The organism is Promicromonospora sp. NPDC050249 (assembly GCF_040656015.1).
GTDB lineage: Bacteria > Actinomycetota > Actinomycetes > Actinomycetales > Cellulomonadaceae > Promicromonospora.
The window spans coordinates 13,778-36,143 of record NZ_JBFAKY010000006.1; the positions used below are offsets into that span (position 1 = coordinate 13,778).

The 22,366-nt window shown below is 70.5% G+C and carries 19 protein-coding genes; 8 read left to right on the top strand and 11 right to left on the bottom strand.

Annotated features, from left to right (window positions below; all coding sequences use genetic code 11):
* Nucleotides 1-6: 6 nt before the first annotated feature.
* From AB0I32_RS06160 to AB0I32_RS06195, 8 genes are all read right to left on the bottom strand, one after another.
* On the bottom strand, nt 7-933 hold the full coding sequence (locus AB0I32_RS06160; protein ID WP_357503943.1) for an ABC transporter substrate-binding protein: 927 nt from the start codon (nt 931-933) through the stop codon (nt 7-9).
* Nucleotides 934-1,210: 277 nt separating this feature from the next.
* Nucleotides 1,211-1,387 (bottom strand): methionine/alanine import family NSS transporter small subunit, encoded by a 177-nt coding sequence (locus tag AB0I32_RS06165; RefSeq protein WP_357503945.1) that lies wholly within the window; start codon nt 1,385-1,387, stop codon nt 1,211-1,213.
* Entirely contained in the window at nt 1,384-2,946 is a 1,563-nt protein-coding gene (locus tag AB0I32_RS06170) for a sodium-dependent transporter (RefSeq protein ID WP_357503947.1), read from the bottom strand. Before AB0I32_RS06170 ends, AB0I32_RS06165 begins: the two co-directional genes overlap by 4 nt.
* 43 nt (nt 2,947-2,989) lie before the next feature.
* The gene (locus AB0I32_RS06175; protein WP_357503949.1) at nt 2,990-4,243 is read right to left on the bottom strand and encodes a D-arabinono-1,4-lactone oxidase; all 1,254 of its coding nucleotides are present in this window, start codon (nt 4,241-4,243) and stop codon (nt 2,990-2,992) included.
* Nucleotides 4,244-4,307: 64 nt separating this feature from the next.
* Nucleotides 4,308-4,688, bottom strand: coding sequence for an STAS domain-containing protein (locus tag AB0I32_RS06180; protein ID WP_357503951.1), 381 nt, complete (start codon nt 4,686-4,688; stop codon nt 4,308-4,310).
* Between the two features lie 291 nt (nt 4,689-4,979).
* Complete coding sequence (locus AB0I32_RS06185) at nt 4,980-5,447, bottom strand: YbaK/EbsC family protein (RefSeq protein ID WP_357503953.1); 468 nt, start codon at nt 5,445-5,447, stop codon at nt 4,980-4,982.
* A 71-nt stretch (nt 5,448-5,518) separates the two neighbouring features.
* Entirely contained in the window at nt 5,519-5,848 is a 330-nt protein-coding gene (locus tag AB0I32_RS06190) for a DUF2087 domain-containing protein (RefSeq protein ID WP_357503955.1), read from the bottom strand.
* On the bottom strand, nt 5,845-7,704 hold the full coding sequence (locus AB0I32_RS06195; protein ID WP_357503957.1) for a D-alanyl-D-alanine carboxypeptidase family protein: 1,860 nt from the start codon (nt 7,702-7,704) through the stop codon (nt 5,845-5,847). Before AB0I32_RS06195 ends, AB0I32_RS06190 begins: the two co-directional genes overlap by 4 nt.
* Nucleotides 7,705-8,018: 314 nt before the next feature.
* Between AB0I32_RS06195 and AB0I32_RS06200 the strand changes: the two genes are divergently transcribed.
* From AB0I32_RS06200 to AB0I32_RS06210, 3 genes are all read left to right on the top strand, one after another.
* The gene (locus AB0I32_RS06200) at nt 8,019-8,288 is read left to right on the top strand and encodes a hypothetical protein (protein ID WP_357503959.1); all 270 of its coding nucleotides are present in this window, start codon (nt 8,019-8,021) and stop codon (nt 8,286-8,288) included.
* A 198-nt stretch (nt 8,289-8,486) separates the two neighbouring features.
* Nucleotides 8,487-8,978 carry a hypothetical protein gene (locus AB0I32_RS06205; protein ID WP_357503961.1) on the top strand — a complete coding sequence of 164 codons (492 nt, stop codon included), beginning with the start codon at nt 8,487-8,489 and terminating at the stop codon, nt 8,976-8,978.
* Between the two features lie 234 nt (nt 8,979-9,212).
* Nucleotides 9,213-9,890 carry an HNH endonuclease family protein gene (locus AB0I32_RS06210; protein WP_357503963.1) on the top strand — a complete coding sequence of 226 codons (678 nt, stop codon included), beginning with the start codon at nt 9,213-9,215 and terminating at the stop codon, nt 9,888-9,890.
* A 26-nt stretch (nt 9,891-9,916) separates the two neighbouring features.
* Here AB0I32_RS06210 and AB0I32_RS06215 read toward each other — a convergent pair whose 3' ends face one another.
* Both AB0I32_RS06215 and AB0I32_RS06220 read right to left on the bottom strand, forming a co-directional pair.
* Nucleotides 9,917-10,483: a hypothetical protein gene (locus AB0I32_RS06215; RefSeq protein ID WP_357503965.1), complete on the bottom strand. Its 567-nt coding sequence runs from the start codon at nt 10,481-10,483 to the stop codon at nt 9,917-9,919.
* Entirely contained in the window at nt 10,480-10,905 is a 426-nt protein-coding gene (locus tag AB0I32_RS06220; RefSeq protein WP_357503967.1) for a hypothetical protein, read from the bottom strand. Before AB0I32_RS06220 ends, AB0I32_RS06215 begins: the two co-directional genes overlap by 4 nt.
* 340 nt (nt 10,906-11,245) lie before the next feature.
* On the opposite strand from AB0I32_RS06220, the gene AB0I32_RS06225 reads away from it, so the two are divergent.
* From AB0I32_RS06225 to AB0I32_RS06245, 5 genes are all read left to right on the top strand, one after another.
* Nucleotides 11,246-12,772, top strand: a complete 1,527-nt coding sequence (locus tag AB0I32_RS06225; RefSeq protein ID WP_357503969.1) for a glycoside hydrolase family 76 protein — start codon at nt 11,246-11,248, stop codon at nt 12,770-12,772.
* A gap of 154 nt (nt 12,773-12,926) precedes the next feature.
* The gene (locus AB0I32_RS06230; RefSeq protein ID WP_357503971.1) at nt 12,927-17,603 is read left to right on the top strand and encodes a DUF3418 domain-containing protein; all 4,677 of its coding nucleotides are present in this window, start codon (nt 12,927-12,929) and stop codon (nt 17,601-17,603) included.
* Between the two features lie 176 nt (nt 17,604-17,779).
* Complete coding sequence (locus AB0I32_RS06235; RefSeq protein ID WP_357503973.1) at nt 17,780-17,977, top strand: PspC domain-containing protein; 198 nt, start codon at nt 17,780-17,782, stop codon at nt 17,975-17,977.
* A 1-nt stretch (nt 17,978) separates the two neighbouring features.
* Complete coding sequence (locus AB0I32_RS06240) at nt 17,979-18,167, top strand: PspC domain-containing protein (protein WP_116677359.1); 189 nt, start codon at nt 17,979-17,981, stop codon at nt 18,165-18,167.
* A 148-nt stretch (nt 18,168-18,315) separates the two neighbouring features.
* Complete coding sequence (locus AB0I32_RS06245; protein WP_357503975.1) at nt 18,316-19,755, top strand: alpha-amylase family protein; 1,440 nt, start codon at nt 18,316-18,318, stop codon at nt 19,753-19,755.
* 121 nt (nt 19,756-19,876) lie between these two features.
* Here AB0I32_RS06245 and AB0I32_RS06250 read toward each other — a convergent pair whose 3' ends face one another.
* Nucleotides 19,877-22,261: an esterase-like activity of phytase family protein gene (locus AB0I32_RS06250; protein ID WP_357503977.1), complete on the bottom strand. Its 2,385-nt coding sequence runs from the start codon at nt 22,259-22,261 to the stop codon at nt 19,877-19,879.
* Nucleotides 22,262-22,366: the final 105 nt, after the last annotated feature.

A 22,366-nucleotide genomic window follows, 5' to 3' on the forward strand; every position in this document is an offset into this window, starting at 1 on the left:
CGCTGGTCACTCGGCGGGGTTGAGCTCGGCCTCGTCCACGACGACGCCCTCGCTGCCCCAGCCGGCGAAGATCTCCTCGAGCGTGCCGTCGTCGATGAGCTTCTGCAGCGCGGCCTGCACGGCCTCGGTCAGCTCGTCGTCGTCCTGTGCGACGACGATGCCGTACGGCGCCGCGTCGTTGATCTCGCCGATGGTCTCGACCTCGCCGGAGGTCTGCTCGACGGCGTAGGCCGTGATCGGCGAGTCGGCGTACATGGCCTGGAGCTTGCCGCCCACGAGGTTGGTGGTGACGTCGGCCTGCGACTCGTAGCGCACGACGTCGAGTGGCTCCTCGCCGTCGTCCTCGCAGTCCTTGGCGGCCTCGGTGAGCTCCTCGTCCTGGATGGTCGAGGTCTGGACGCCGATGGTGCTGCCGCACAGATTCTCGGGGTCGAAGCCCTCGGGGTTGTCCGCGGCGACGCCGAACTGCGAGCCGGCGACGGCGTAGCTGATCATGTTGGCCTCGGCGGTGCGCTCGTCCGTGATGGTGAACGCCGAGATGCCCACGTCGTACTTGGAGCCGATGGCGGGGATGATCCCGTCGAACGCCGCCGTCTGGACGTCGGCCTCCAGGCCGAGCACCGCGGCCACGGCGCTCACCGTGTCGATGTCGAAGCCGACAGGCGTCTTGCCGTCCACGTCGATGAACTCCGCCGGCGCGTACGCCGTGTCGGAACCGACGGACAGCGTGCCCTTGTCGGCGATCTCCTTCGGGAGCATCGCGGCGATCTCCGCATCGGCCTCGATGGCCGACGGGTCGAACGATGCCTCGGCGGTGGACTCGTCGCTCGCGGTACCACCAGCGGTCTGCTGTGACGCGTCGGTGCACGCGGTGAGGACGAGGGCGGCAGCGGTAAGTGCCGTGGCAGCAGTGAAGGCGGGAAGCCTGCGCATCAGGGGTCTCCTGGGTCGGATCGTTGGTGTGTCACGAGGCGCTACGACCCGGCAGATCTCCGTCATCAGGGGAGCAGAGGACCCGACGGCGCACTGGGCGCCTCGTGTGCGAGTCTCACCTAACCGTGACGCCCTCCTGGCGTAAACCCGGAAAATCGAGACCGATGTCACATTGTGATCTTTTGCGCGTCTCGTTAACGATTAATCCACGTCTATGCGGTCTGGCCTGCGTAAATGCCCCGGCAAGCCGGCCGCTGGCCGACTTGCCGGGTGCCGCTCAGGTGTCGTGCTCCACCGGCTTCTCCGGCCGGTCGCCGGGTCCCCGATCGTCCTCCCCGCCGCTCGGCCAGTCCGTCCGGTCGGGCCGGCGAACGATGGCGACGATGCTCGCGGCCAGGCCGCCCCACAGGACGACGAGCGAGATGACCATCAGGACGATGGCTGCGGTGCTCATGACTTACCTCCGAACGTGGGCCATACGTCGTAGACATCGGGCTCGACGCGCCACCGCATCTTGGTGAGCACGAACGCCGACACGAACAGCAGGGCCACCGTGCCCCACCCCATGACCACCAGGTACCACCCGGCGTACCCCTCGTAGCCGTCCTGGACGAGGCTGACGATCCGTGAGACCAGCATCGCGGCGAGCACCACGGGACCGAGGACGACCACGCAGAACGACCACCAGCGGCCCACCGGGATCGTGGACACCGCGTTGAGGTGGAAGCGCATCTCCTCGGTGCGGCGCAGCACCCAGCCCAGCAGCACGCACATCGCGATGGCGGAGACCACGATGCCGATGTTGTTCGCCCACTGGTCGACGGTGTCGAGCGCGACCAGGCCGGTGGTGGTGGAGAACGCCAGCACGGAGAGCACCGCGGACAGCACGCCGACGCGGACGGAAGCCTGCCTACGGGTCCAGCCGAACTTTTCCTGGAACGCCGCCGAGACGACCTGCACGATGGAGAGCAGCGACATGAACCCGGCCATGACGAGCGAGCCGAAGAACAGCGCCCCGAAGATCGGGCCCGCAGGCATCTGGGAGACCAGGGCCGGGAATGTCATGAACGCGAGGGTGGGCCCGGTGATGCCCTCGAGGTCTGCCACGCCGACCCCCTCCTGGTGCGCGAGGAAGCCGAGCCCTGCGAACACGCCGATGCCCGCGAACACCTCGAACGCGGAGTTGGAGAACGCGACGACCAGGCCGGGCGACGTCAGGTTGGCGCGACGGCGGCGGTAGGAGGCGTACGTGATCATGATGCCGAACCCGACGGACAGCGTGAAGAAGGTCTGGCTGTAGGCGGCGATCCATACGTTCAGGTCGGCCATCGCGCCCCAGTCCGGGGTGAACAGCGCGTTCAGGCCATCGGCGGCGCCGGGCAGGGTGAGCGCCCGGACGACGAGCGTCCCGAACGCGAGGACGAGGAGGGGCATGAACACCAGGTTGATCTTCTCCAGGCCCTTGGCGACCCCGGCCGCGAGGACCACGATCGTCGCCGCCCACACGATCGCCAGCGGGATCAGCACCGCGGGCACGAAGTCCAGGGTGAACCACGGGTCGGCGCCGCCGACGTCGGCCAGCTTGAGGTAGTCACCGGTGAAGAAGCCCACCGTGTCGTCGCCCCAGCGCAGGTCGAAGGAGTACACGAAGAAGCTGAGCGCCCAGGCGATGATCACCGCGTAGTAGACGGAGATGACGAAGCAGATCGCCACCTGGAACCAGCCCAGCCCTTCCAGCCAGCGCTTGACCCTGCGCAGGGCCAGGGGCGCACCGCCGCGGAACCGGTGCCCGATCGCGTAGTCCAGGAACAGGATCGGGATGCCCGCCGTCAGCAGCGCGATCAGGTAGGGCACGATGAACGCGCCTCCACCGTTCTCGTACGCCACCCCCGGAAAGCGCCAGATGTTTCCCAGCCCGACGGCGGAGCCGACAGCGGACAGGATGAATCCCAGCTGTCCGCTGAACTCCTCCCGCTTCTCGGGCTCCGCGGTAGCTCTCTGCGCGTCGCTCATGCCCTGATCCTCCGAGAAAATCACCCCGAACGCGAAATCGGGCTCATCGGGCGAGCAGCTCCTCGACGTACCCGCCGCGGAACTTGCCCGTCGGATCGAGGCGCGCGGCCAGGTCCGCGAAGTCCTCGAAGCGCGGGTACAGGCCCGACAGGTCGGCCACGGGAACCGTGAACAGCTTGCCCCAGTGCGGACGCGCACCCAGCGGCAGGAGCGCCGCCTCCAGCTCGGGAAGCAGTGCCCGGACCGCCGGCCAGTCCTGCTGCCAGGTGAAGTGCAGCGCGAGGCTGTCCTCCGGTGTGGTGCTGAGCCACTGGTCGTCCCCGGCGATGGTGCGGATCTCCGAGGTCAGCAGCAGCGGGCCGATCCGGTCCCCCAGCGCCCGCAGCGCGCGGACGGCGTCGGGCCCCGCCGCACGCGGCAGGAGGTACTCCGACTGCAGCTCCTCGCCCAGCGACGGCGTGAAGTCGAGCCGGAAGTGCGGCAGCCGCTCGAACCAGGGTCCAGGCACCCCGCCCTGCTCGGTGCACGCGACGGCGGCGACGTCGGGCAGCGGGTGCATGGGCTCGGTCGCGGGAGTGGCCCCCAGCTCGACCAGGAGCGTTGGCACCTCGCCGCCGGCCGAGACCTTCGACTTGCACCAGACCATCCGGACGTCCGGCTCGAACCAGCTCGTGAAGACGCTGACGGAGTAAGCGCTGCCCATGACGGCGTCGAGGTTCTCGAACAACGCGTCCCAGGGCAGACCGGTGAAGACGTCCTGGCGCACGTCGAACGTCGGCACGGTCGCCAGCTCCACGCGCGTCACGATGCCGAGGGCGCCGAGCGCCACCACGGAGCCGGGGAAGTCGGCGTCGCCACGGCGCAGGATCAGCACCTCGCCGGAGGCGGTCATGAGCTCCACCCCGACGACGTCGCCCGCGAGCGAGCGCGTCCCGTCACCCGAGCCGTGGGTACCCGTGGCAACGGCGCCGGCCACCGAGATGTGGGGCAGTGAGGCCATGGCGCCCAGGGCCCGGCCCTCGGCGTGCAGGCCGGAAGCGACCTCGCCGTAGCGCAGGCCCGCACGGACCGATGCGACGCCCGTCCCTGGGTCCACCTCGAGGGACGGCCTGCCGTCGTCGAGCAGGTCGAGCTGGACGTGCACGCCCGTCGTGTCGGCGACGTCGCAGAACGAGTGGCGCGAGCCGAGGGCCCGGACGCGGGGCTCACCGGCGACGATGCCGGCGAGCTCCGCGAGGGTCCTGGGGCGTTCGATGCGCTCGGAGGAGTAGGTGAGGTTCGCTGCCCAGTTCTTCACCGGACAAGGGTGCCACTCCGCCGACGGTTCGGACGCGACCGACCAGATGGGGTCGGGTTCCGGCTCAGGCGCTGGCCGCGGCGCTGCGGACCACCGGAATCCGCTGACTGATGCCGACCATGTCCAGGACCTCCATCACCACGGCGGACGGCTCACGGAGCAGCACGGGCGAACCCGTCTCCTCACCGAGCACGAACACCTGCAGGATGAAGGCCACCCCGGAGGAGTCGATGAACGTGACGTCCCGCGCGTCGACGATGACGGGGTCGGGATCGGGTCGTGCTGCGAGCGTGGCCATCGCCGCGCTCGCGTTCTCGCGCAGCAGCGCGTCGATGTCACCCCAGAGGGTCAGCACCGTGCCCTCGTAGGTGTTCCGGCAGGCGATACCGGATCCCGGGCGACCGGGAACCATGTCCTGCGCTGAGTCTGACGGGAGAGGGTCCATGGGGTCATTCGCTCCGTCCTGCATTGGTCGGGCCTCGACTTCGTTCGACACTGACTTACCAACCGACTTTCAACGGCGACCTTGCACTGGCGACCTTGCACTCGCGACTTGGACTCTTCTTGGTGCTCTCTGACCGCTCCTTGATGGAGAGGGGCAAGAATTGCCTAGGGCGAGTGTTCACCCGGCACATGGCTTCCGTCCACCCCCCAGGCGTTACGGTCGCGTTGCACGGAGGCGAACTGCCGGCCTCCGCACCCCCGCGGGCCTGCTCGATCCCGGCCCGAGAACGTCTCAGAGCGGGTCGGTCACGTCCGCAACCGTGGCGTCGAGCGCCGTCGTGAGATCAACGGCGTCAACCGTGGCACCCACACCGTGAGCACCTCCGCCGATCGACACCGGCCCCGGCTCGCTGAGCCGAGAGTCCGCGACGACGGGCCACCTGTGGAACGACCCGAACGGAGTGATGGTTCCCCTCTCATAGCCCGTGACCTCGAAAGCCACGTCCTTGCTCGGCATCGACAGCCGGGAGACGCCGAGCAGCGCACGCAGCTTGGGCCACGAGATCTGCCGGTCACCCGGGACGAGCACGAAGAGGTAGTCCTCGTCCGCCCGGCGCACCACGATCGTCTTGATCAGCTTCGCCGGCTCGACACCGCGCGCGGCGGCGGCCTCAGCGAGGCTAGCGACCTGACCGTGTCGCGTCATCTCGAACGGGATGCCGGCCGCCTCGAGCGCCGCGACGGCACGTTCTTCGCTCATGAAATTTCCTATCCCGAAAAGACAAGTCTTTGTTGTCTCGAAATATGGTCAAGACTTCGCCCACAGGCAACTCAGACGTCGTACTCGGTCCGTTCGGTACGCCAGTACTCGGCCCCATCCCGGGTGCGCTGCACCAGACCGTGGTCGACCATCGCACGCCGCATGCCCACCGGGTCGTGCGCGACCTCGTGCAGCCGGTCGGTCAGGTCACGTTCCGTCACCGGCTCCAGCAGGATGGGCAGCACCTGCGTCGCCAGGTAGCGAGTCACCGCCACCTTGTCGCGCCACCTCCGGGGCATCGACTCGAGCCGCCCGGACCGCAGGAACCGTCGCGGGTCGTCGGCAGCGCCTCCCGGGGGAGCCGCCGCGGCGCTGTCGCTCGGAACCTGCTCCGCCGTCATGCAGCGATCAGTCCTCGCCGCCTGACCAGGCTGCGCTCCTCGGGACGGATCGCCGACAGGGCAGCCGACGTCACCGTGACCGGCGTCCCGTCGCCGCTCGCGTCCGCGGACCCGGCGGTCTCCGTGGTCTCGGCGGCCTTGTCGGCCTCCGAGCCGTCGTCAGGCGCGCACGGGTCGTCCGCCGGCTCCTCGGCCCCGGTGCTCGGCGCGGGCGCCGGCTCTGGGCTGACGCTCGGCTCGGGCGAGGCGCTCGGCTCCGGTTCGGGTTCGCCGCCCGGGCACGTGGGGTCCGACGGCGACGGGCTCGGTGACGGGCTCGGTGAGGACGGAGACGGCGACGGGGTCGGTTCCGTCGGAGTCGGCGTGGGCGTCGGGGTGGGTGTCGCCGACGGCGTGGGTGTCGGCTTCGGCGTCGGCTTGGGCGTGGGCTTCGGCGGCTTCTGCGACGGCGGGTTGTCGCCCGGCCGGTCGGACGGCTTCGAGGTCGGCGGCTTGCTCTCGCCGTCGTCGGAGCCGTTGCTCGGCTTCGGGTCGAGCGCGGGCTTGTAGCGCGGGGTCGTGTCGTCCGACGGCACCCAGGTCCCGACGTCGGACGGGTCGATCGCGCGGTTGGGGATCGACCCGGCAGCGAAGAACTCGAAGTGCCACGGCTCCGGCTTCGACCCGTCGAGCTGGGCCCACGACGGGTTGTCCCAGCCGTAGTCCGGGCCGTGCAACCGCAGCCAGACGTACTCCGGTGAGCGGCCGCCTGCGATGGGGTTGCCGAGGTCGACCGCGATGCCCCACCCGTGGTTCGACGTACCGGGGATCGCGGCGAGGTGCGGCTTGATTCCGGCCAGGGTGACCTGGGCCTCGTAGGAGCGGTAGGAGTCGGTGATCGGGATCGGGTAGCCGAACTCCTGCTCGAACAGCGCACTGAGCGCCGTCAGCCGTTCGGCCGCGTCACAGCGCAGCATGTGGCCGGACGCGAAGTCCAGGGGGCACAGCACGTCGGCCGGGATGCGGCCGTTCGCGTACCCGGTGGTGGTCCCGCCGAACGTGCTCACGATGTCGAGCAGGCTCTCACGCAGCGAGAAGCCCTGGCGCTGTCCGGGCCCGTCGACCTCGACGAGCGCGTTGGGCACCGACGGGTCGAGCATGTTCGCGAGCCGTACCGCGGCGATCACCACCTCGTCGTAGGTGATGTAGCCGGCCGTCGGGTCCTCGTCGTGCGGGTCGATCACCGAGGTGCGCTCGTTCGACACCTGAACGGCAGGCGGGGCGTCGTCGTCGGTCCGCGGCCCCGGGCGGGCCTCGCGCTCCTCGGGCTCACGCTCCTTGCCGTCCTGCTCGTCGCCGTCCTGCTCGTCGCCGTCCTGCTCGTTGCTGTCCTGCTCGTTGTCGGCATCCGCAGCCGGATCCTCTGCGTCCTCCTGGGCGTGGCGCGCCACCGGCGCGTCCTCGAGGCGGAGGCCCTTGTTGTTCTCGCCGAAGGCCAGCTGCTGCATCTGGTACGTCGTGTAGAGCATGCCGAGCTCTGCGGCGGCCTGCGCGATCGTGGGGCTGAAGCTGGGCCCCTGTTCCCGCGCCTGCTCCTCGGCCCGCTCGAGGACGGCGACGATCTGGGCGAGCGTGACGCCGTCGGGGGCGGTCTTGGTCTCGCCGACCGTGACGCTCTGCAGCAGACCGTAGAGCCTGATGGGCAGCTCGCCGCCGTTCCCGCCGGCGAGGTGCGAGGCGGGGACGCTCGCGGAGGCGCTGAACAGCACACCCACCGCGATGACGGTGGCGACCGCACCGGTCCAGGCGGTCCGGAAGTACTTGCGCAGACCCGCGCGGGAACTGTGCGGACTTGGCTTCTTCGCCTCGTCGTTCACGCGTCGCCCCCTCGGTCGGTGCGCCACTTCGTGGTGCGGTACGTGCGTTGTGGGTCCTTGCACAGGCCTATCACGCCCAGGTGAACTCGAGCGGCGTAATTTTCGGCCGCCCAGGGTGAACCGGTCTCCCGGGTGAGGAGCCGGCCCCTGTCACGGATGACGCCCCGATCGCCAAGGGTAACGATTCGGGCGTACGGCGCAATGAAACCTTTCGTGGACATCTCGTGATGCTTCACACTGGCCCGCGTCCCGACGGGCGCACCTGCGCCCGCAACCGAACGGCCGGAACAGTGGCCGTGAAAGGAAAGTCCCTCATGAGCGAGACCACGAGCGCACCAGCCGACCAGGGCACGGCCCAGGACCCGAAGGCCAACACCCTGGCGATCGTGGGCTTCATCCTCGCGTTCGTCGCGCCCCCGATCGGGATCGTCGTCTCGGCGATCGCCGCCTCGAAGGCAGGCAAGGCGGGCCTCGACAGCAAGCTCTCGAAGTGGGGCCTGGGCCTCTCGATCGTCTTCACGGTTCTGTACCTCGTGCTGTTCGGCCTCGCTGGCTACGCGGCGCTCACGCTCCAGGCGGCCTGACCCGCCGAGACCGCCCGGGCGCCGCGATGCGCCCGGCGGCGCAACCACGCGTCACCAGCAGCACAGAGGCTGCCGTTCCGGAGGAGCGGCGGCCTCTGCCGCTTGAATGGCTGATACCGGTCTATCCAAGACCATTCGGATACTCCACAATATGGCCTGACATTTCATAAAACCTGCAACCAGGGGAGCACTACCGACATGACCACGCCCGACACCACGACTCCCGAGGCCGCTGCCGACCAGAGTGCGGCAGCCACCGCCACCGAGGTCGTGGAGACCGAGCCCGCCGCGCCGGAGGCGACGTCCGAGGCGAAGGCAGAGGCCGAGGCACCCGCAGCCGAGAGTGCGCCCGTCGAGACCGCTGCCGCGACGTCTCCGGCCGAGGCCGTCACCGAGGCGGCTGTGGCCCTCGCGACCCCCGCGGCCGCCGAGACCGCCGTCGCCGCGCCGGCTGCCGCGGCCGAGGAAGAGGACCCGCAGACCGCGGTCTTCAGCCTCCTCACCTTCTTCCTGGCAGCCCTGCCGGTCATCGGCGTCATCCTGAACGCGATAGCCGTCGCCCGCGCCGGCAAGGAGGGCTTCGACCTGTGGCTCGCTCGCTGGGGCCTCGCGCTCGCCATCATCGAGACGCTCGGTGCCCTCGCCCTGGTCGGCCTCGGCTACTACCTGGGCGTGCTGAGCGCCGGCTGAGCAACCTGAGCCGCTCGACCCCTCAGGGTCCGCCTCCACCTGGTCCCCTCGTGCGGTCTCCCCAGACCCGCCGCGAGCGGCCGGGCGGAGGCGGACCCTGCGTCGCGGAGCGATACGACGGACCATGGGACACAACGGGTGAAATTTCGCTAACCGTCACATCACGGTCATTCGGACGACACCGCCCACGCCGACGATGAACGCGCCCTGATCGGTCTCGCGAAAGGTCTGCCCATGTCGCAGCTCGTCGTCCAGCACGAACCTCGGCGAGAGTTTCGCCCCCGCCGGCTGATCGCAGCGGTCACGGCGCTGGCGCTCGTCGCACTGCTGATGGTGGTGTTCCCGCAGCAGGCAGGCGCCTATCCGCCGGGACTGCCCACCAAGGCGGTGGCTCAGTCCGAGCTCAACGCGCTGACCGTGCGGGCGGAGGGCGCACCCACCCCGTATGACCGCACGATGTTCCCGCACTGGATCACCGTCAACGGCTGCACCACCCGCGAGACCGTCCTGCAGCGCGACGGCGACGGCGTAGTGGTCGGCAGCGACTGCTACCCGACGTCGGGTAGCTGGTACAGCGAGTGGGACGGCAAGACGGAGACAGCCCCGGGAGACATCGACATCGACCACGTCGTGGCCCTGTCCGAGGCGTGGCACTCGGGCGCCAGCGGGTGGACGACGAGCCGCCGGCAGGACTTCGCGAACGACCTCACCGGCCCGCAGCTGATCGCCGTCACGGACAACGTGAACGTCTCGAAGAGCGACAACGACCCCGCCGAGTGGGTCCCGCCGCTCACCAGCTCGCACTGCGCCTACGCGAAGATGTGGATCCGCACGAAGTACCGCTGGAGCCTCACCGTGGACGCCGCGGAGAAGTCGGCGCTGCAGCCGCTGCTCAACACCTGCTCGTCCTGAACGGACCCGTCCGCCGCTGTCCGCCGTCAGACGCTCAGGTCGCTCCGGTGACCTGAGGGTCTGACGCGGACGTAGGACAGCGCCGCGTAGAGCGCCTCCTCGGCGTCGCGCGCGGCCTCGTAGGCGTCCTGGCAGGCGGCGTAGCCCGCGCAGGCGACGTCGACCACGGCTATCGCGGCAGACGAAGCGGCCTCAGTTCGTTCAGGGCCGGCGTCCGCGCCCGTGGCCGCGTCCGCGTCACCGGCCGCGGTGAGGTCTGCCGCGCGCTGCCGGGCTGCCCGGAGCTGCGCCAGCCCCGCACCGTGCCTTGCCTGCCCCGACTCGAGGGCTGAGGCATAGGACTCGAGCGCATCAGCCACCGCCCCGAAACCCGGCACGCCGTCCCGGACGGTCCGGGCGCCGACCCGGAGCGCCACGGGGTCGCCGTCCGGCGGACGGCTCACCGCCGTGTCCCAGTCGGACGCCGTGACCCGCAGGTCGTCGATCAGCCCCTGGACGTGCTCGGGCACGTCGCCGTGCTCGAATGCCTGCCGGATACGGCTCAGGCCGTTGATCCGGCTCTCGCACAGAGCGGCGAGCTCTCGGGGCGTCATGCCGGCCCGTCGGTGGCTGCCCGCCGGACGGGCCGGACCGGCAGGGCACGTGGGCCCGACGCCGCCGTGGGGTCGGGGGTAGAGGGCGCCGGGGTCGAGCCTGCTCGGGTCCGGGACGCCGGCGCCTCGCCCGGCTCCACCGCCGCGTCGGCCGCCGCCTGCTCCATCACCGACAGGACGCGCTGAACCTTGGAGATCTCGCGGAGCGCCGCGGCTGGGTCGGCGTCCCTTCCCGCGGTGCGCAGCACGTGCCCGAACGCTGCTCGCGCCGCCTCCGGCCCTTCGAGCACCCCGTCGCCCAGTGCTATGACGTCGGCGAGCCCGGCCAGCCGGACGGTGACGGCCACCCGGTGCGTCGTCGGCCAGGTGACACCTGCCGCGTTGAGCTGCTGCACCGAGCGCGCGATGGTCTCGGGGCTCATGCCTCCGCGCCTCCGAACCGGGCGCCCGAACGCACTGCCCGCTGCGCCGTGGGCACCGCGTCCTCATCGACCGTCAACCTGTCAGCCATTACCGCTCCCCTCGGGCATCCCGGTGCACGTCACAGGAATCTCGAAAGCCTACGGAGGCGACGCCCGTCGCGATATGGGGAGCCATCCCCATCCTGCGAGCGCCGGTCCCCCATCCGGGCCGCCGACGCTATTGACCTGTTGTCCGTTCCGGGTGAATCTTGTCGGGCCGCGACTCGGGTCGTGCCGCGTCTGATCGCTCCATCGCTCCACCACTCCAATGACGAAGCAAGGACGAGCACAGGGAGTTTCGATGACATCGCTGTCAGTACCCTCCGACGATCCCCGCCGACATGTCGGCATCCGCCGCGCCATCGGCTCGGCGACGGCCCTGGCCCTTGCCTGCCTCCTGGCCGTACCCCTCTCCCCGGTCACCCGGGCCGACGCCGTACAGCAGTCGCCGGCCGCGCCGGACGCCGTCATCTGCGACATCTACTGCGACGCCCGGGACCCTGGGCTCGCCGCGGGCGACCGCACGCCGGTGAGCGCCGCCGTCCACGGCCGGACGCTCCGGCTCCACGTCTCCGACCCCGACGTCATGGGCTGGGGCTCCATCGAGGGCGGCCGGGCCGGCGACGAGGTCTGGCTCGACCGGTCGTTCGACGGCGGCCGGACGTGGGCCTCGGGCAGCAGGCTCGGCGTCACCACGATCCCCGCGGGCAGCGCGGGCTGGCGCACCCAGATGTACAACGTGGACGACTGGAACAACTTAGGGATAGGCGCCCTCCGCGTCTGCGGCAAGGCGGGCGACCGGCCGGAGATCGCCTGCACCGGCTGGGCACGTAACGACCGCAACGCCGGGAGCCGCTCGACGGCGGCCGCCACCGCGCTGATGATGCTGTGGGACCGCAACACCGGCCTGTTCGAGACCAACGGTTGGTGGACGGGTGCGAACGCGCTGACCGCCGTCATCGACAACGCCCGGATCAGCGGGATGGGCAGCTACCGGTACGTGATCGCGCAGACCTACGACAAGAACGTCAACGCGCGTGACGGCCAGTTCCGCAACGAGTACCTGGACGACACCGGCTGGTGGGGTCTCGCCTGGATCGCCGCCTACGACCTGACCGGCGACAGCCGGTACCTGAACACAGCCAGGGCCGACGCCGACCACATGCGCGCCTACTGGACGTCGAAGTGCGGCGGCGGCGTCCAGTGGAACACCGGCATCGCGTACAAGAACGCCATCACCAACGAGCTGTACATCCAGCTCAATGCGGCACTGCACAACCGCATCCCCGGCGACACCACCTACCTGCAGCGCGCCCGGGAGGGCTGGAGCTGGTTCCGCGCCAGCGGCATGATCAACTCCGGCAACCTGGTCAACGACGGGTTGAACGACTCGTGCGCCAACAACGGTCAGCCGACGTGGACGTACAACCAGGGCGTCATCCTGGGCGCCCTGGCCGAGCTGCACCGGGCCACCGGGGACGCGTCCCTGCTCAGCACCGCACGCACCCTGGCGAACGCCTCGACGTCGTCCACGTACCTGAACCCGGGTGGGGTGCTGCGCGAGGTGAACGAGGGCGACGACTGCAACAGCGACGGCGCCTCCTTCAAGGGCGCCTACGTCCGCGGCCTGGGCACGCTGAACGCAGCACTGGGCGACCGGCCGTACAGCGCCTACCTCGATCGGCAGGCCGATACCGCGTACGCCAACGACCGGGACTCGCTCCACATGTACGGCCCGCACTGGAACGGCCCGCGGGTCCCGGTGACCTCGGGACACGGCTGCCAGCACGGTGCGCTCGACCTGCTCAACGCGGCGCAGGCGAGCTGACCCGGGGGCCGGAGAGTCAGCAGCTCGACCCCTACGCACCGCACGGGACACGCCGAGGATTCCGTGCAGTGTGTAGGGGTCATCCCCTGGAAGCGCCCACCGACCGGGCGCCCGGTGGCAAATGACCTTGCCGTTCCTGGAAGAATGGGGGGTTGTGAGTACCGAGCCTTCTTCCACCCCGGTGTCCGACGGCGATCGCGGCCGCGCGGGCGGAGGCCGGAACCGCCGCCGTGGGCCGGGCAAGCAGGCGGACAAGCAGAACCGGCGACCCCGCCGCGGCGGGCCGCAGCGCGTCTCGACCGCGCAGCTCGAAGCGGCGGCCGCCAAGCGCGCCGCCGTCGAGGTGCCGCCCATCACCTACCCCGCGCAGCTGCCCGTCTCCGCGCGCCGCGAGGACATCGCCGCGGCGATCCGCGACAACCAGGTGGTGATCGTGGCCGGCGAGACCGGCTCCGGCAAGACCACCCAGATCCCGAAGATCGCCCTCGAGCTCGGGCGCGGACGGCAGGGTCAGATCGGGCACACCCAGCCCCGGCGACTCGCGGCTCGTACGGTCGCCGAGCGCATCGCAGAGGAGCTCGGCACGGAGCTCGGCGGCGTGGTCGGCTACCAGGTCCGGTTCACCGACCAGTCCAGCGCTGACACGCTGGTCAAGGTCATGACCGACGGCATCCTGCTCGCCCAGATCCAGCGCGACCCGCAGCTGCTCGCCTACGACACGATCATCATCGACGAGGCGCACGAGCGGTCCCTGAACATCGACTTCCTGCTCGGCTACCTGTCGCGGCTGCTCCCCGAGCGGCCCGACCTCAAGCTGATCATCACGTCGGCCACGATCGACTCGGAGCGGTTCGCCGCGCACTTCTCCCCCGCGGCCCTGGCCGAGCGGGGCGGCGCGCCCGCGTACGTCACCGACGTGCTCCCCGAGCTCGCGCCGATCGTCGAGGTCTCCGGCCGGACGTTCCCCGTCGAGATCCGCTATCAGCCGCTGTTGCCGGACGAGGACCCGGCGGCGGCCGATGGCTCCTCCTCGCGGGCCGAGCCCGCGCGGGGCGCTCGATCAGCGGGTGGCGCCCGGCCGGGGGGCAACGCCCGAGCACCGAAGAACGCGCGCGAGGAGAAGGACCTCGTCACCGGCATCATCGAGGCCTGCGACGAGCTGCTGCGCGAGGGCAACGGCGACATCCTCGTGTTCCTCTCGGGTGAACGCGAGATCCACGACACCGCCGACGGGCTCACGGGCCACCTCAAGGAACGCGTCCGGGACCCGAAGCATCCGCAGCACGTCGAGATCCTGCCGCTGTACGCGCGGCTGTCGAGCGCGGAGCAGCACCGGGTCTTCCAGCAGCACGCGTCGCGGCGCATCGTGCTGGCGACCAACGTCGCGGAGACGTCGCTGACCGTCCCCGGCATCCACTACGTCGTCGACCCCGGTACGGCCCGGATCAGCCGCTACTCCAAGCAGACCAAGGTGCAGCGGCTGCCGATCGAGCCGGTCTCGCAGGCCTCGGCCAACCAGCGCAGCGGCCGGTCCGGCCGTGTCGCCGACGGCATCGCGATCCGCCTCTACTCGGAGGAGGACTTCAACGGTCGCCCCGAGTTCACCGAGCCAGAGATCCTGCGCACGTCGCTGGCGTCCGTGCTGCTGCAGATGATCTCGGTAGGCGTGGTCAGCACGCCGGACGACGTCGCCCGCTTCCCCTTCGTCGAGCCCCCGGACACGCGCGCGATCCGCGACGGCGTCCAGCTGCTCACGGAGCTCGGCGCGCTGGAGGAGGTCGACGACGTCACGCGGCTCACCGAGGTGGGCCGCACGCTCGCCCAGCTCCCGATGGACCCGCGGCTGGCCCGCATGGTCATCGAGGGCTCGCGGCACGGCGTGGCCCGCGAGGTGGCGATCATCGCGGCCGCGCTGTCGATCCAGGACCCCCGCGAGCGCCCGGCGGAGCAGCGCGCGCAGGCCGACCAGCTGCACGCCCGGTTCGCCGACCCGCGCTCCGACTTCCTCACGTACCTGAACCTCTGGGAGTACGTCCGGGAGCAGCAGCACCAGATGGGCAGCTCGGCATTCCGGCGCCTGTGCAAGTCGGAGTACCTGAACTTCCTGCGCATCCGCGAGTGGCAGGACGTCGTCGCGCAGCTCCGCGAGATGTCGCGGCCGCTGGGCATCGAGATGTCCTTCCAGCCGCGTCACCGCCCTGCCACCACACCCCAGGTCACCGACAACAGCGGCGACCGGACCGCAGAGGCGGAGGGCGGCGAACCCGACCACAGCACGTACCGGCAGATGTGGGACGAGGACACGATCCACAAGTCGCTGCTGGCCGGGCTGCTGTCGCAGCTGGGCATGCAGGACAGCGGGGAGGTGAAGGCGTCCGCCGTCGCGCACCTGCGTGGGGCGCAGCGGGAGATCGCGCTGAAGCGGGCGAAGAAGCAGGCGCGGAACGAGTACGTGGGGGCACGCGGGGCGCGGTTCGCCATCTTCCCCGGGTCTCCCCTGTCGAAGAAGCCGCCCGGGTGGATCATGGCGGGCGAGCTCGTCGAGACCAGCCGCCTGTGGGCGCGTGACGTCGCCCGCATCCAGCCCGAGTGGGCGGAGGACCTCGCCGGCCCCCTCGCGAAGCGCACCTACTCTGAGCCGCACTGGTCCTCCAAGCAGGGTGCGGCGATGTGCACCGAGAAGGTGCTGCTGTACGGGGTGCCCATCGTGTCCGACCGGCGCGTGCTCTACGCGAAGGTCGACCCCGAGGCGGCGCGCGAGATGTTCGTGCGGCATGCGCTCGTCGAGGGCGAGTGGACCACGCACCACCGGTTCTTCCACGACAACCGCGCGCTCCTGGAGGAGGCCGGCGAGCTCGAGGCCCGCTCCCGGCAGCGCGGCCTGGTCGCGGACGAGGACGACCTGTTCGCCTTCTACGACGAGCGTGTCCCCGACTCCGTGGTGTCCGCCGCGCACTTCGACCGGTGGTGGTCGCGCGCCCGCAAGGAGACGCCGGACCTGCTCACCTTCACGATGGAGCAGCTCGTCGGCGACGCGTCGGTCGATACGTCCGCGTTCCCCGAGAGGTGGCCCCAGGGCGAGCTCACCCTGCCGCTCACCTACCAGTTCCAGCCCGGCTCCGACGCCGACGGCGTCACCGTGCACATCCCCATCGCGGTGCTCGCACGCGTCGTGCCCGACGGGTTCGACTGGATGGTGCCCGGGCTCCTCGAGGAGCTGACCGTAGCGACCATCAAGTCGCTGCCCAAGGCGGTGCGGCGCGAGCTGGTCCCGGCGCCGGACGTCGCGCGCGACGTCGTCGCGTGGATCCGCGAGGAGTGCCCGGCCTGGGAGGACGTCGTCCGGGCCGGCGACATGGCGGAGTCCTACGTCTCCGCGTTCACGCGGGCGGTCCGCGCGCTCCGCGATGTGCTGGTGCCGCCGGAGGTCTGGGACGAGGAGCGGATCTCACGCCTTCCCGGGCATCTCCGGGTGACGTTCCGGGTCGTCGAGGAGCGCGGGCGGGGGCGGGATGCGTCGGCGATCGTGCTGGACGAGTCGAAGGACCTTCTGCTGCTGCAGCGGAAGTTGGCAGGTCGCGCTGAAGCTGCTGTGCGGTCGGCTGTGAAGGGTGCGGTCGGGGCTGCTCTGGCTGAGGCTCGGGCCGCTTCGGGTCGTTCGGCTGGCTCTGCCGGGGCGGGCGTGGAACGCGAAGACCCTCGCGCGGACGCGTTCGCGGGCCCCAAGGGGCCCTCCACGTCGGGAAGGAATACGTCCGCGGGAGGGTCTTCGCCTTCCGCGCCCTCCGTAGGTCCGTCACCTTCCGAGGTAGGGGCGCGCAGCTCCAGTGGTGGGGTGGTTGGCGGGGATGCTGGTGCGGTCGTCGGGGAGCAGAGCGGGCTGACCTCTTGGCCGTCCGGGTTGGCGGACGGCGGATCGTTGCCGATCTCCGTGTCTACCGGGGTCGGGGCCGGGGTTGTCGTGCGGGGGTTCCCCGCGCTGGTGGAGGAGGCTGCTCCCAAGGTGAAGGGGCAGGCGCGGTCCGTGGGGGTTGCTCTGCGGATCCTGGCCGACGAGACACGGCAGGACGTGCTGCACGCCGCGGGGGTTCGGCGGTTGCTGGTGTCCGAGGCCGCGCTCGGTACCGGGCGTGTGACATCGCGGTGGACCGGGACGCAGTCGCTGACGATGGCGGCGTCGCCGTATCCGAATACCGAGGCGCTGGTGGCTGATCTGCAGCTGGCGGCTGTTGTGTCGCTGACCTCGGGCGTTGACTCGGCCCGGTATGACACGCCTTCGGGTGGGCCGGATGCTGCGTCCGTGCGGTCTGCTGGTGCCTACGCCGACGCGCTGGCGTTCGTGCGTCGGCATCTGGAGGACGAGGTGTACCGCGTCGTCGGGCACGTGGTGGCCGCGCTGTCGGCGAGCCGGACGCTCGAGGCAGAGATCCGCGCGTCGGGCAGCCTCGCGCTGCTGAACACGCTGCAGGACCTCCGCGAGCATCGCGCGACCCTCATCCACGACGGGTTCGTCTCGGCGACGCCGCCACGACGGCTGCCGCACCTGGCCCGTTACCTGCGCGCGGACTCGCACCGCCTGACGAAGGCGGCGGAGAACCCGGCCCGCGACTCCGACCTCGCCTGGCGGATCGGCGATGTGACCGCGGCGTACGAGAAGGCGCTCGCGACCTACGCGGCAGGCTCCCCCGATGCCGCACGTGCCGCCGAGCTGGCGGACGTGCGCTGGATGCTGGAGGAGCTGCGGGTCTCGTTCTTCGCGCAGCAGCTGGGCACGGACGGCACGGTCAGCGAGAAACGCATCCGCAAGGTGCTCGTACCGAACGGTTGGTGAACCCGGCCGATGGAGACGGGGTGCCGATTCACCCTTCTTCACGAGCAGCGCCTGGTCAGACGTCCCGACCGTGCTTCCTTGGTCACACATCCCTGGTTTTTTCCTTGGCTTGATCAGGGACAGGCCGGGGGATTACCGGATAGCCCTGGGCTCGCGGCGGAACTACCGTCGATGACATGAGCACACCGACACTCTTCCGTCCTCGTCAGGGCCGCATGATCGGCGGCGTCTGCGCCGGTATCGCCCGCCGATTCGGCTGGAATCCCACGACCGTGCGCATCGTCGCCGTCGCCTCGTGCCTCATCCCGGGACCGCAGTTCCTGGCCTACGTGATCGGCTGGATCTTCATCCCGAACGAGCCCCAGGCGGCCTGACATGACCACACAGACACTCTCTCGTCCGCGCCAGGGGCGCATGATCGCCGGCGTCTGCGCCGGTATCGCCCGCCGATTCGGTTGGGATCCCACGCTGGTCCGGATCCTCACCGTCGCCTCGTTCCTCATCCCGGGGCCGCAGTTTCTCGCGTACATCGCGTTCTGGATCCTCATGCCCAACGAGGACTGAGTCCACACCTCCGACACGCCGGGCCCGGGTCTTTCACCCGGGCCTCTGGCGTGTCGCCGAATGCTCTGCAACGCTTGCAGCAAGATCCGGAAACGGCCGCGCAACGCCGCACGTGCCTCAGCCCGGGACCACGCCGCAAGGAGCCGCAATGACGCGCCGTCCGAACGCGCCCCGACGATTGCTCGCCGCCCTGGCATCATTCGCCGCCGCACTCACCCTGGGCCTGGCCGTGACCACGGCCACCCCCGCCGTCGAGCCTGCACGGGCCGCGACCCCCGTGCACGGTGACGGCGACGTCATCCTCAACATGTTCCAGTGGACCTGGGACTCCGTCGCCGCGGAGTGCACCAACGTCGTCGGCCCGGCCGGGTTCGGCTACGTGCAGGTCTCCCCGCCCATGGAGCACGTCCGCGGCTCCCAGTGGTGGACGTCGTACCAGCCCGTCAGCTACCGGATCGAGTCCAAGCTGGGCACCCGCGCCGAGTTCGCGAGCATGGTCGCCGCTTGCGATGCCGCCGGTGTCGGCGTGATCGCGGACGCCGTCGTGAACCACATGGCGGGTGCCGGCCGGTCCGCAACCGGTGTGGCGGGGACCGCGTACTCGGACGACAACTTCACCGGTACGTACAGCGCCGCCGACTTCAACGACTGCCGCACCGACATCTCGGACTACACGAACCGGTACCAGGTGCAGAACTGCCGCCTGGTCGCGCTGCAGGACCTGCGCACCGGCTCCGACTACGTTCGCGGCAGGCTCGCCGCGTACTTCGACGACCTGGTCTCGCTCGGCGTCGACGGATTCCGGATCGACGCGTCGAAGCACGTGCCGGCCTCGGACCTGGAGGCCGTCAAGTCGCGGATGCGGAACCCGAACGTCTTCTGGGTGCACGAGGTGATCGGCGCCGCCGGGGAACCGATCCAGCCGTCCGAGTACCTGGGCAGCGGCGACTCGCACGAGTTCAACTACGCACGCCAGCTCAAGCACGACTTCGACGGGCAGATCAAGAACCTTCGGTTCATCGGCGACGGCAAGCTGCAGTCCGGTCGGGCGGGCGTGTTCGTGGACAACCACGACACCGAGCGCAACGGCGAGTCGATGAGCTACAAGTGGGGCGCCAAGTACGTGCTGGCCAACACCTTCCTGCTGTCCTGGCCGTACGGGTCGCCCACCGTGTACTCGGGTTACGAGTTCTCGAACAACGACTCGGGGGCGCCCGGCGCGGCCGAGACCACCGTTCCCGACGCGACCTGCGGCGCCGGACGATGGACGTGCACGCAGCGCTGGACCGAGATCCGCGGCATGGTCGGCTTCCACAACGCGGTGGCGGGCACCGCGGTCACCAACTGGTGGGACGACGGCGGCAACCTCATCACCTACGGCCGCGGCAGTCGCGGGTACGTGGTGCTGAACAACACGGCGTCGTCCGTGCAGCGCTCGTTCCACACGCCGCTCCCGGCGGGCACGTACTGCGACGTCGTCGCGTCGCAGAACTGCTCGGTGAAGCGGACCGTCAACGCCGACGGCTGGTTCACCGCGACGGTCCCGGCGTACGGGGCGCTGGCGATCCACGTGAACGCCCGGGGCTGAGCGAGGGCTCCGGGAGAACTAGTACGAGCGCGGGGTCTGTTGCTCTGAGTAGACACTGTCTACTCAGAGCAACAGACCCCGCAGACCTATGGTCACCTCACCCGGCGACCGGCTGCTCGCCTCATCCGAACAGCTTGCGAGCCTTGCCCAGATCCAGGAAGACGGTCTCGCCCGTCGCGTCCTGCACGCCGTCGTTGTCCGTGACCACGTACACGTGACCGTCGCCACCGATCGTGAGGCCCTCCAGCTTCTCCTGCGTCCACCCGTTGGTGGCGCGCAGCGCAGGCAGGACGTCGATCGCGAGCCGCTTGCGCAGCATCGGGACCGTCCCCGGACGCGGGTCCCGCTTCGGCAGGTCCACCGTGTAGACGGCCTTGAGCGCCGCCGCCGGGCCGTTGAGCTTGTCCCGCTCGATGACGGCGAGCGTGTCGCGGTCCACCACCGTGACCTCGGACAGGCCCACCCAGTCGCCGTCGGCCGTCGCCGCGGACAGCGGGTACCCGAACCAGGTCCATTCGCCGGTCGCGACGTCGTACCGTCCGATGCGGGCATAGCCACCTACGCCGTCGTCGCTGGTCAGGCCGCGCTGCAGGGCCACGAACAGGTGCTCGCCGGCCCGGTCCACGGTGCCCGTGACCCCCTCGATGCCCCACTTACCGAGACCCGCGGCGACGTCGGCGGGCAGGCTCACGCGCTCCGCCACGCGGCCCGACGACGACACGCGCACCAGCGCGTTCTCCGCACCCGTCGCCCCCTCGACGCCGAGCCAGAAGCCGCCCGCCGTGCCCCGGACCGCCGGCCGGGCCCAGATGCCCTCGGCATCCAGACCGACCGCCTCGCCGCCCTCGGTCACGACGATCTCGCGGTCGATCACCGCCGGGCCGCCCTTGCCACGCTGGCCGGCGGTCGAGACGGAGAGGATCGACGTCGGCGACTTCGCGGCGTCGGTCACGGTCCACAGCCGATCGCGCTTCTCCGGGTCGGCCGAGAGCGCGCCGAGCGCCGTCCACCCGATCGGCGTGGCAGCGCCCGCCGCGGTCCGCCCGTCCGCGGACACCAGCGACGGGAACGCGGGCGTACCCGCGTCACGGCCGTAGCGGTGCCCCTTGCCGAACACCGAGACCGACGCGCGGACGCCGTCGTCGGCCGAGTCCTCCTCGGAGGACACCACGAGCAGGTTCCGGGAGGGGATCGGCAGGATGCCCTCCGGACCGTTGGTCGTGGCCAGTACCTGCACGAACCGCGGGGAAGTCGGGTCGGACACGTCGTACACAGCCACGAAGTTGGAGCGTTCGGAACCTACGAACGCGTAGCGGACACCGTCGAGAGTGGCCACCGCGAGGCCCTCGATCTCGACGCCCTTCTTGCCTGCGCGGTCCTCGTTGTGCAGGCCCACGCGGACGGCCAGCTCCTCGAGGTCGGCCCCCGCGTCCCACACGACGTCGCCCGTCGCGGCCTCGAAGACCGTCCAGCCGCGCGTGCCACCCTTCCAGTCGCCCTCGTTCGCGGTCGCGACGTGCTCGTCGTCGACCCAGCCGACCGCGTCGGGCTCGCGCGGGGCCGCCTCGACGGAGCCGGTCTGGTCGATGGCACCGTCGTCGTCGGCGTCGACACCGTCCAACGCGACGTCACCTGCGGAGAACACGTTCTCGAGCTCGCCGGACACCACGTCGAGCACCGCGACGCCGTTGTTCTCCTGCAGCGTCACCGCGACCCGGGTGTCGGACGGGTTGATCGACACGTACTCCGGCTCGGCATCCTGCGGGGTGTCCAGGCCGGCGGCCGCGAGCGCCGCGACGTCGAGCACGACGGGCCGGGTCCGCCAGCCCGCGGGGTCGGAACCCGCGAGGTCGACGAACTGCAGGAACCCGGCGGGCGCCTGGGGAAGGTCGCCCTCCTCGCCGTCACCGGTGTCGGGCAGTGCGTCCTCGTCGCGCTGGTTCTCCATGGCGATCACGGCGTGAGCGCCGTCGTGCGTGACGGCTATGGAGTCGGGCTGGCCGCCCAGGTCGATGGAGCGCACGCGGGTGCGGGTCGCGAGGTCGACCACGTCGAGGCGTCCCGACGGCGCGGTGAACGACGTCGAGCTGTCGACAACCACGAGCACGTGGTCACCGACCACGGCGACCGACGTCGGCTCGTCGTGCTCCGATCCGAGCTCCGCGAGGGAGAGCGAGCCGAGCCCTCGGGGCGAGTCGGGGTCGCTGAGGTCGACGAACCCGATCCGGCGCGCGGCCGCATCCGTGTGGACGAGGGTCCTGCCGTCCTCGCTGACGGCGGAGATCTCGGCGACCGTCTCCTCGGCGGGGTCGGTGCCTGCGGGAGCGTTCTGGAAGACGGGGTAGGTGGCGAGCCGATGGAAGGTCTCGCCCGGCCCCCTGGTCGAGCTCGTCGAGACCCCACCACGCTCGGTCATGGGAGCCGCGAAAGCCGGGAACGCGCTCAGTCCCATGGCGAGGACGGCGCCGGAAGCGATGAATGCCGCGTGGCGGCGATCAGGAGACACACGGGCAGGTTGGCGCCGGCCCGTGGCAGCCGGGCCGACCCGCGATGTCGACAAGATGGACACCGCATGAACTTCGGCCGCGGGCCCGGTCACGCTCCCCCGTGC

Bases quoted from the DNA above. Each gene is read 5' to 3' on its own strand.
- AB0I32_RS06210 (WP_357503963.1), top strand. From the start codon at position 9,213: ATGTCGCAGCTCGTCGTCCAGCACGAACCTCGGCGAGAGTTTCGCCCC.
- AB0I32_RS06185 (WP_357503953.1), bottom strand. From the start codon at position 5,447: ATGAGCGAAGAACGTGCCGTCGCGGCGCTCGAGGCGGCCGGCATCCCG.
- AB0I32_RS06170 (WP_357503947.1), bottom strand. From the start codon at position 2,946: ATGAGCGACGCGCAGAGAGCTACCGCGGAGCCCGAGAAGCGGGAGGAG.
- AB0I32_RS06200 (WP_357503959.1), top strand. From the start codon at position 8,019: ATGAGCGAGACCACGAGCGCACCAGCCGACCAGGGCACGGCCCAGGAC.
- AB0I32_RS06235 (WP_357503973.1), top strand. From the start codon at position 17,780: ATGAGCACACCGACACTCTTCCGTCCTCGTCAGGGCCGCATGATCGGC.
- AB0I32_RS06215 (WP_357503965.1), bottom strand. From the start codon at position 10,483: ATGACGCCCCGAGAGCTCGCCGCTCTGTGCGAGAGCCGGATCAACGGC.
- AB0I32_RS06190 (WP_357503955.1), bottom strand. From the start codon at position 5,848: ATGACGGCGGAGCAGGTTCCGAGCGACAGCGCCGCGGCGGCTCCCCCG.
- AB0I32_RS06165 (WP_357503945.1), bottom strand. From the start codon at position 1,387: ATGAGCACCGCAGCCATCGTCCTGATGGTCATCTCGCTCGTCGTCCTG.
- AB0I32_RS06160 (WP_357503943.1), bottom strand. From the start codon at position 933: ATGCGCAGGCTTCCCGCCTTCACTGCTGCCACGGCACTTACCGCTGCC.
- AB0I32_RS06240 (WP_116677359.1), top strand. From the start codon at position 17,979: ATGACCACACAGACACTCTCTCGTCCGCGCCAGGGGCGCATGATCGCC.
- AB0I32_RS06245 (WP_357503975.1), top strand. From the start codon at position 18,316: ATGACGCGCCGTCCGAACGCGCCCCGACGATTGCTCGCCGCCCTGGCA.
- AB0I32_RS06180 (WP_357503951.1), bottom strand. From the start codon at position 4,688: ATGGACCCTCTCCCGTCAGACTCAGCGCAGGACATGGTTCCCGGTCGC.
- AB0I32_RS06205 (WP_357503961.1), top strand. From the start codon at position 8,487: ATGACCACGCCCGACACCACGACTCCCGAGGCCGCTGCCGACCAGAGT.
- AB0I32_RS06225 (WP_357503969.1), top strand. From the start codon at position 11,246: ATGACATCGCTGTCAGTACCCTCCGACGATCCCCGCCGACATGTCGGC.
- AB0I32_RS06220 (WP_357503967.1), bottom strand. From the start codon at position 10,905: ATGAGCCCCGAGACCATCGCGCGCTCGGTGCAGCAGCTCAACGCGGCA.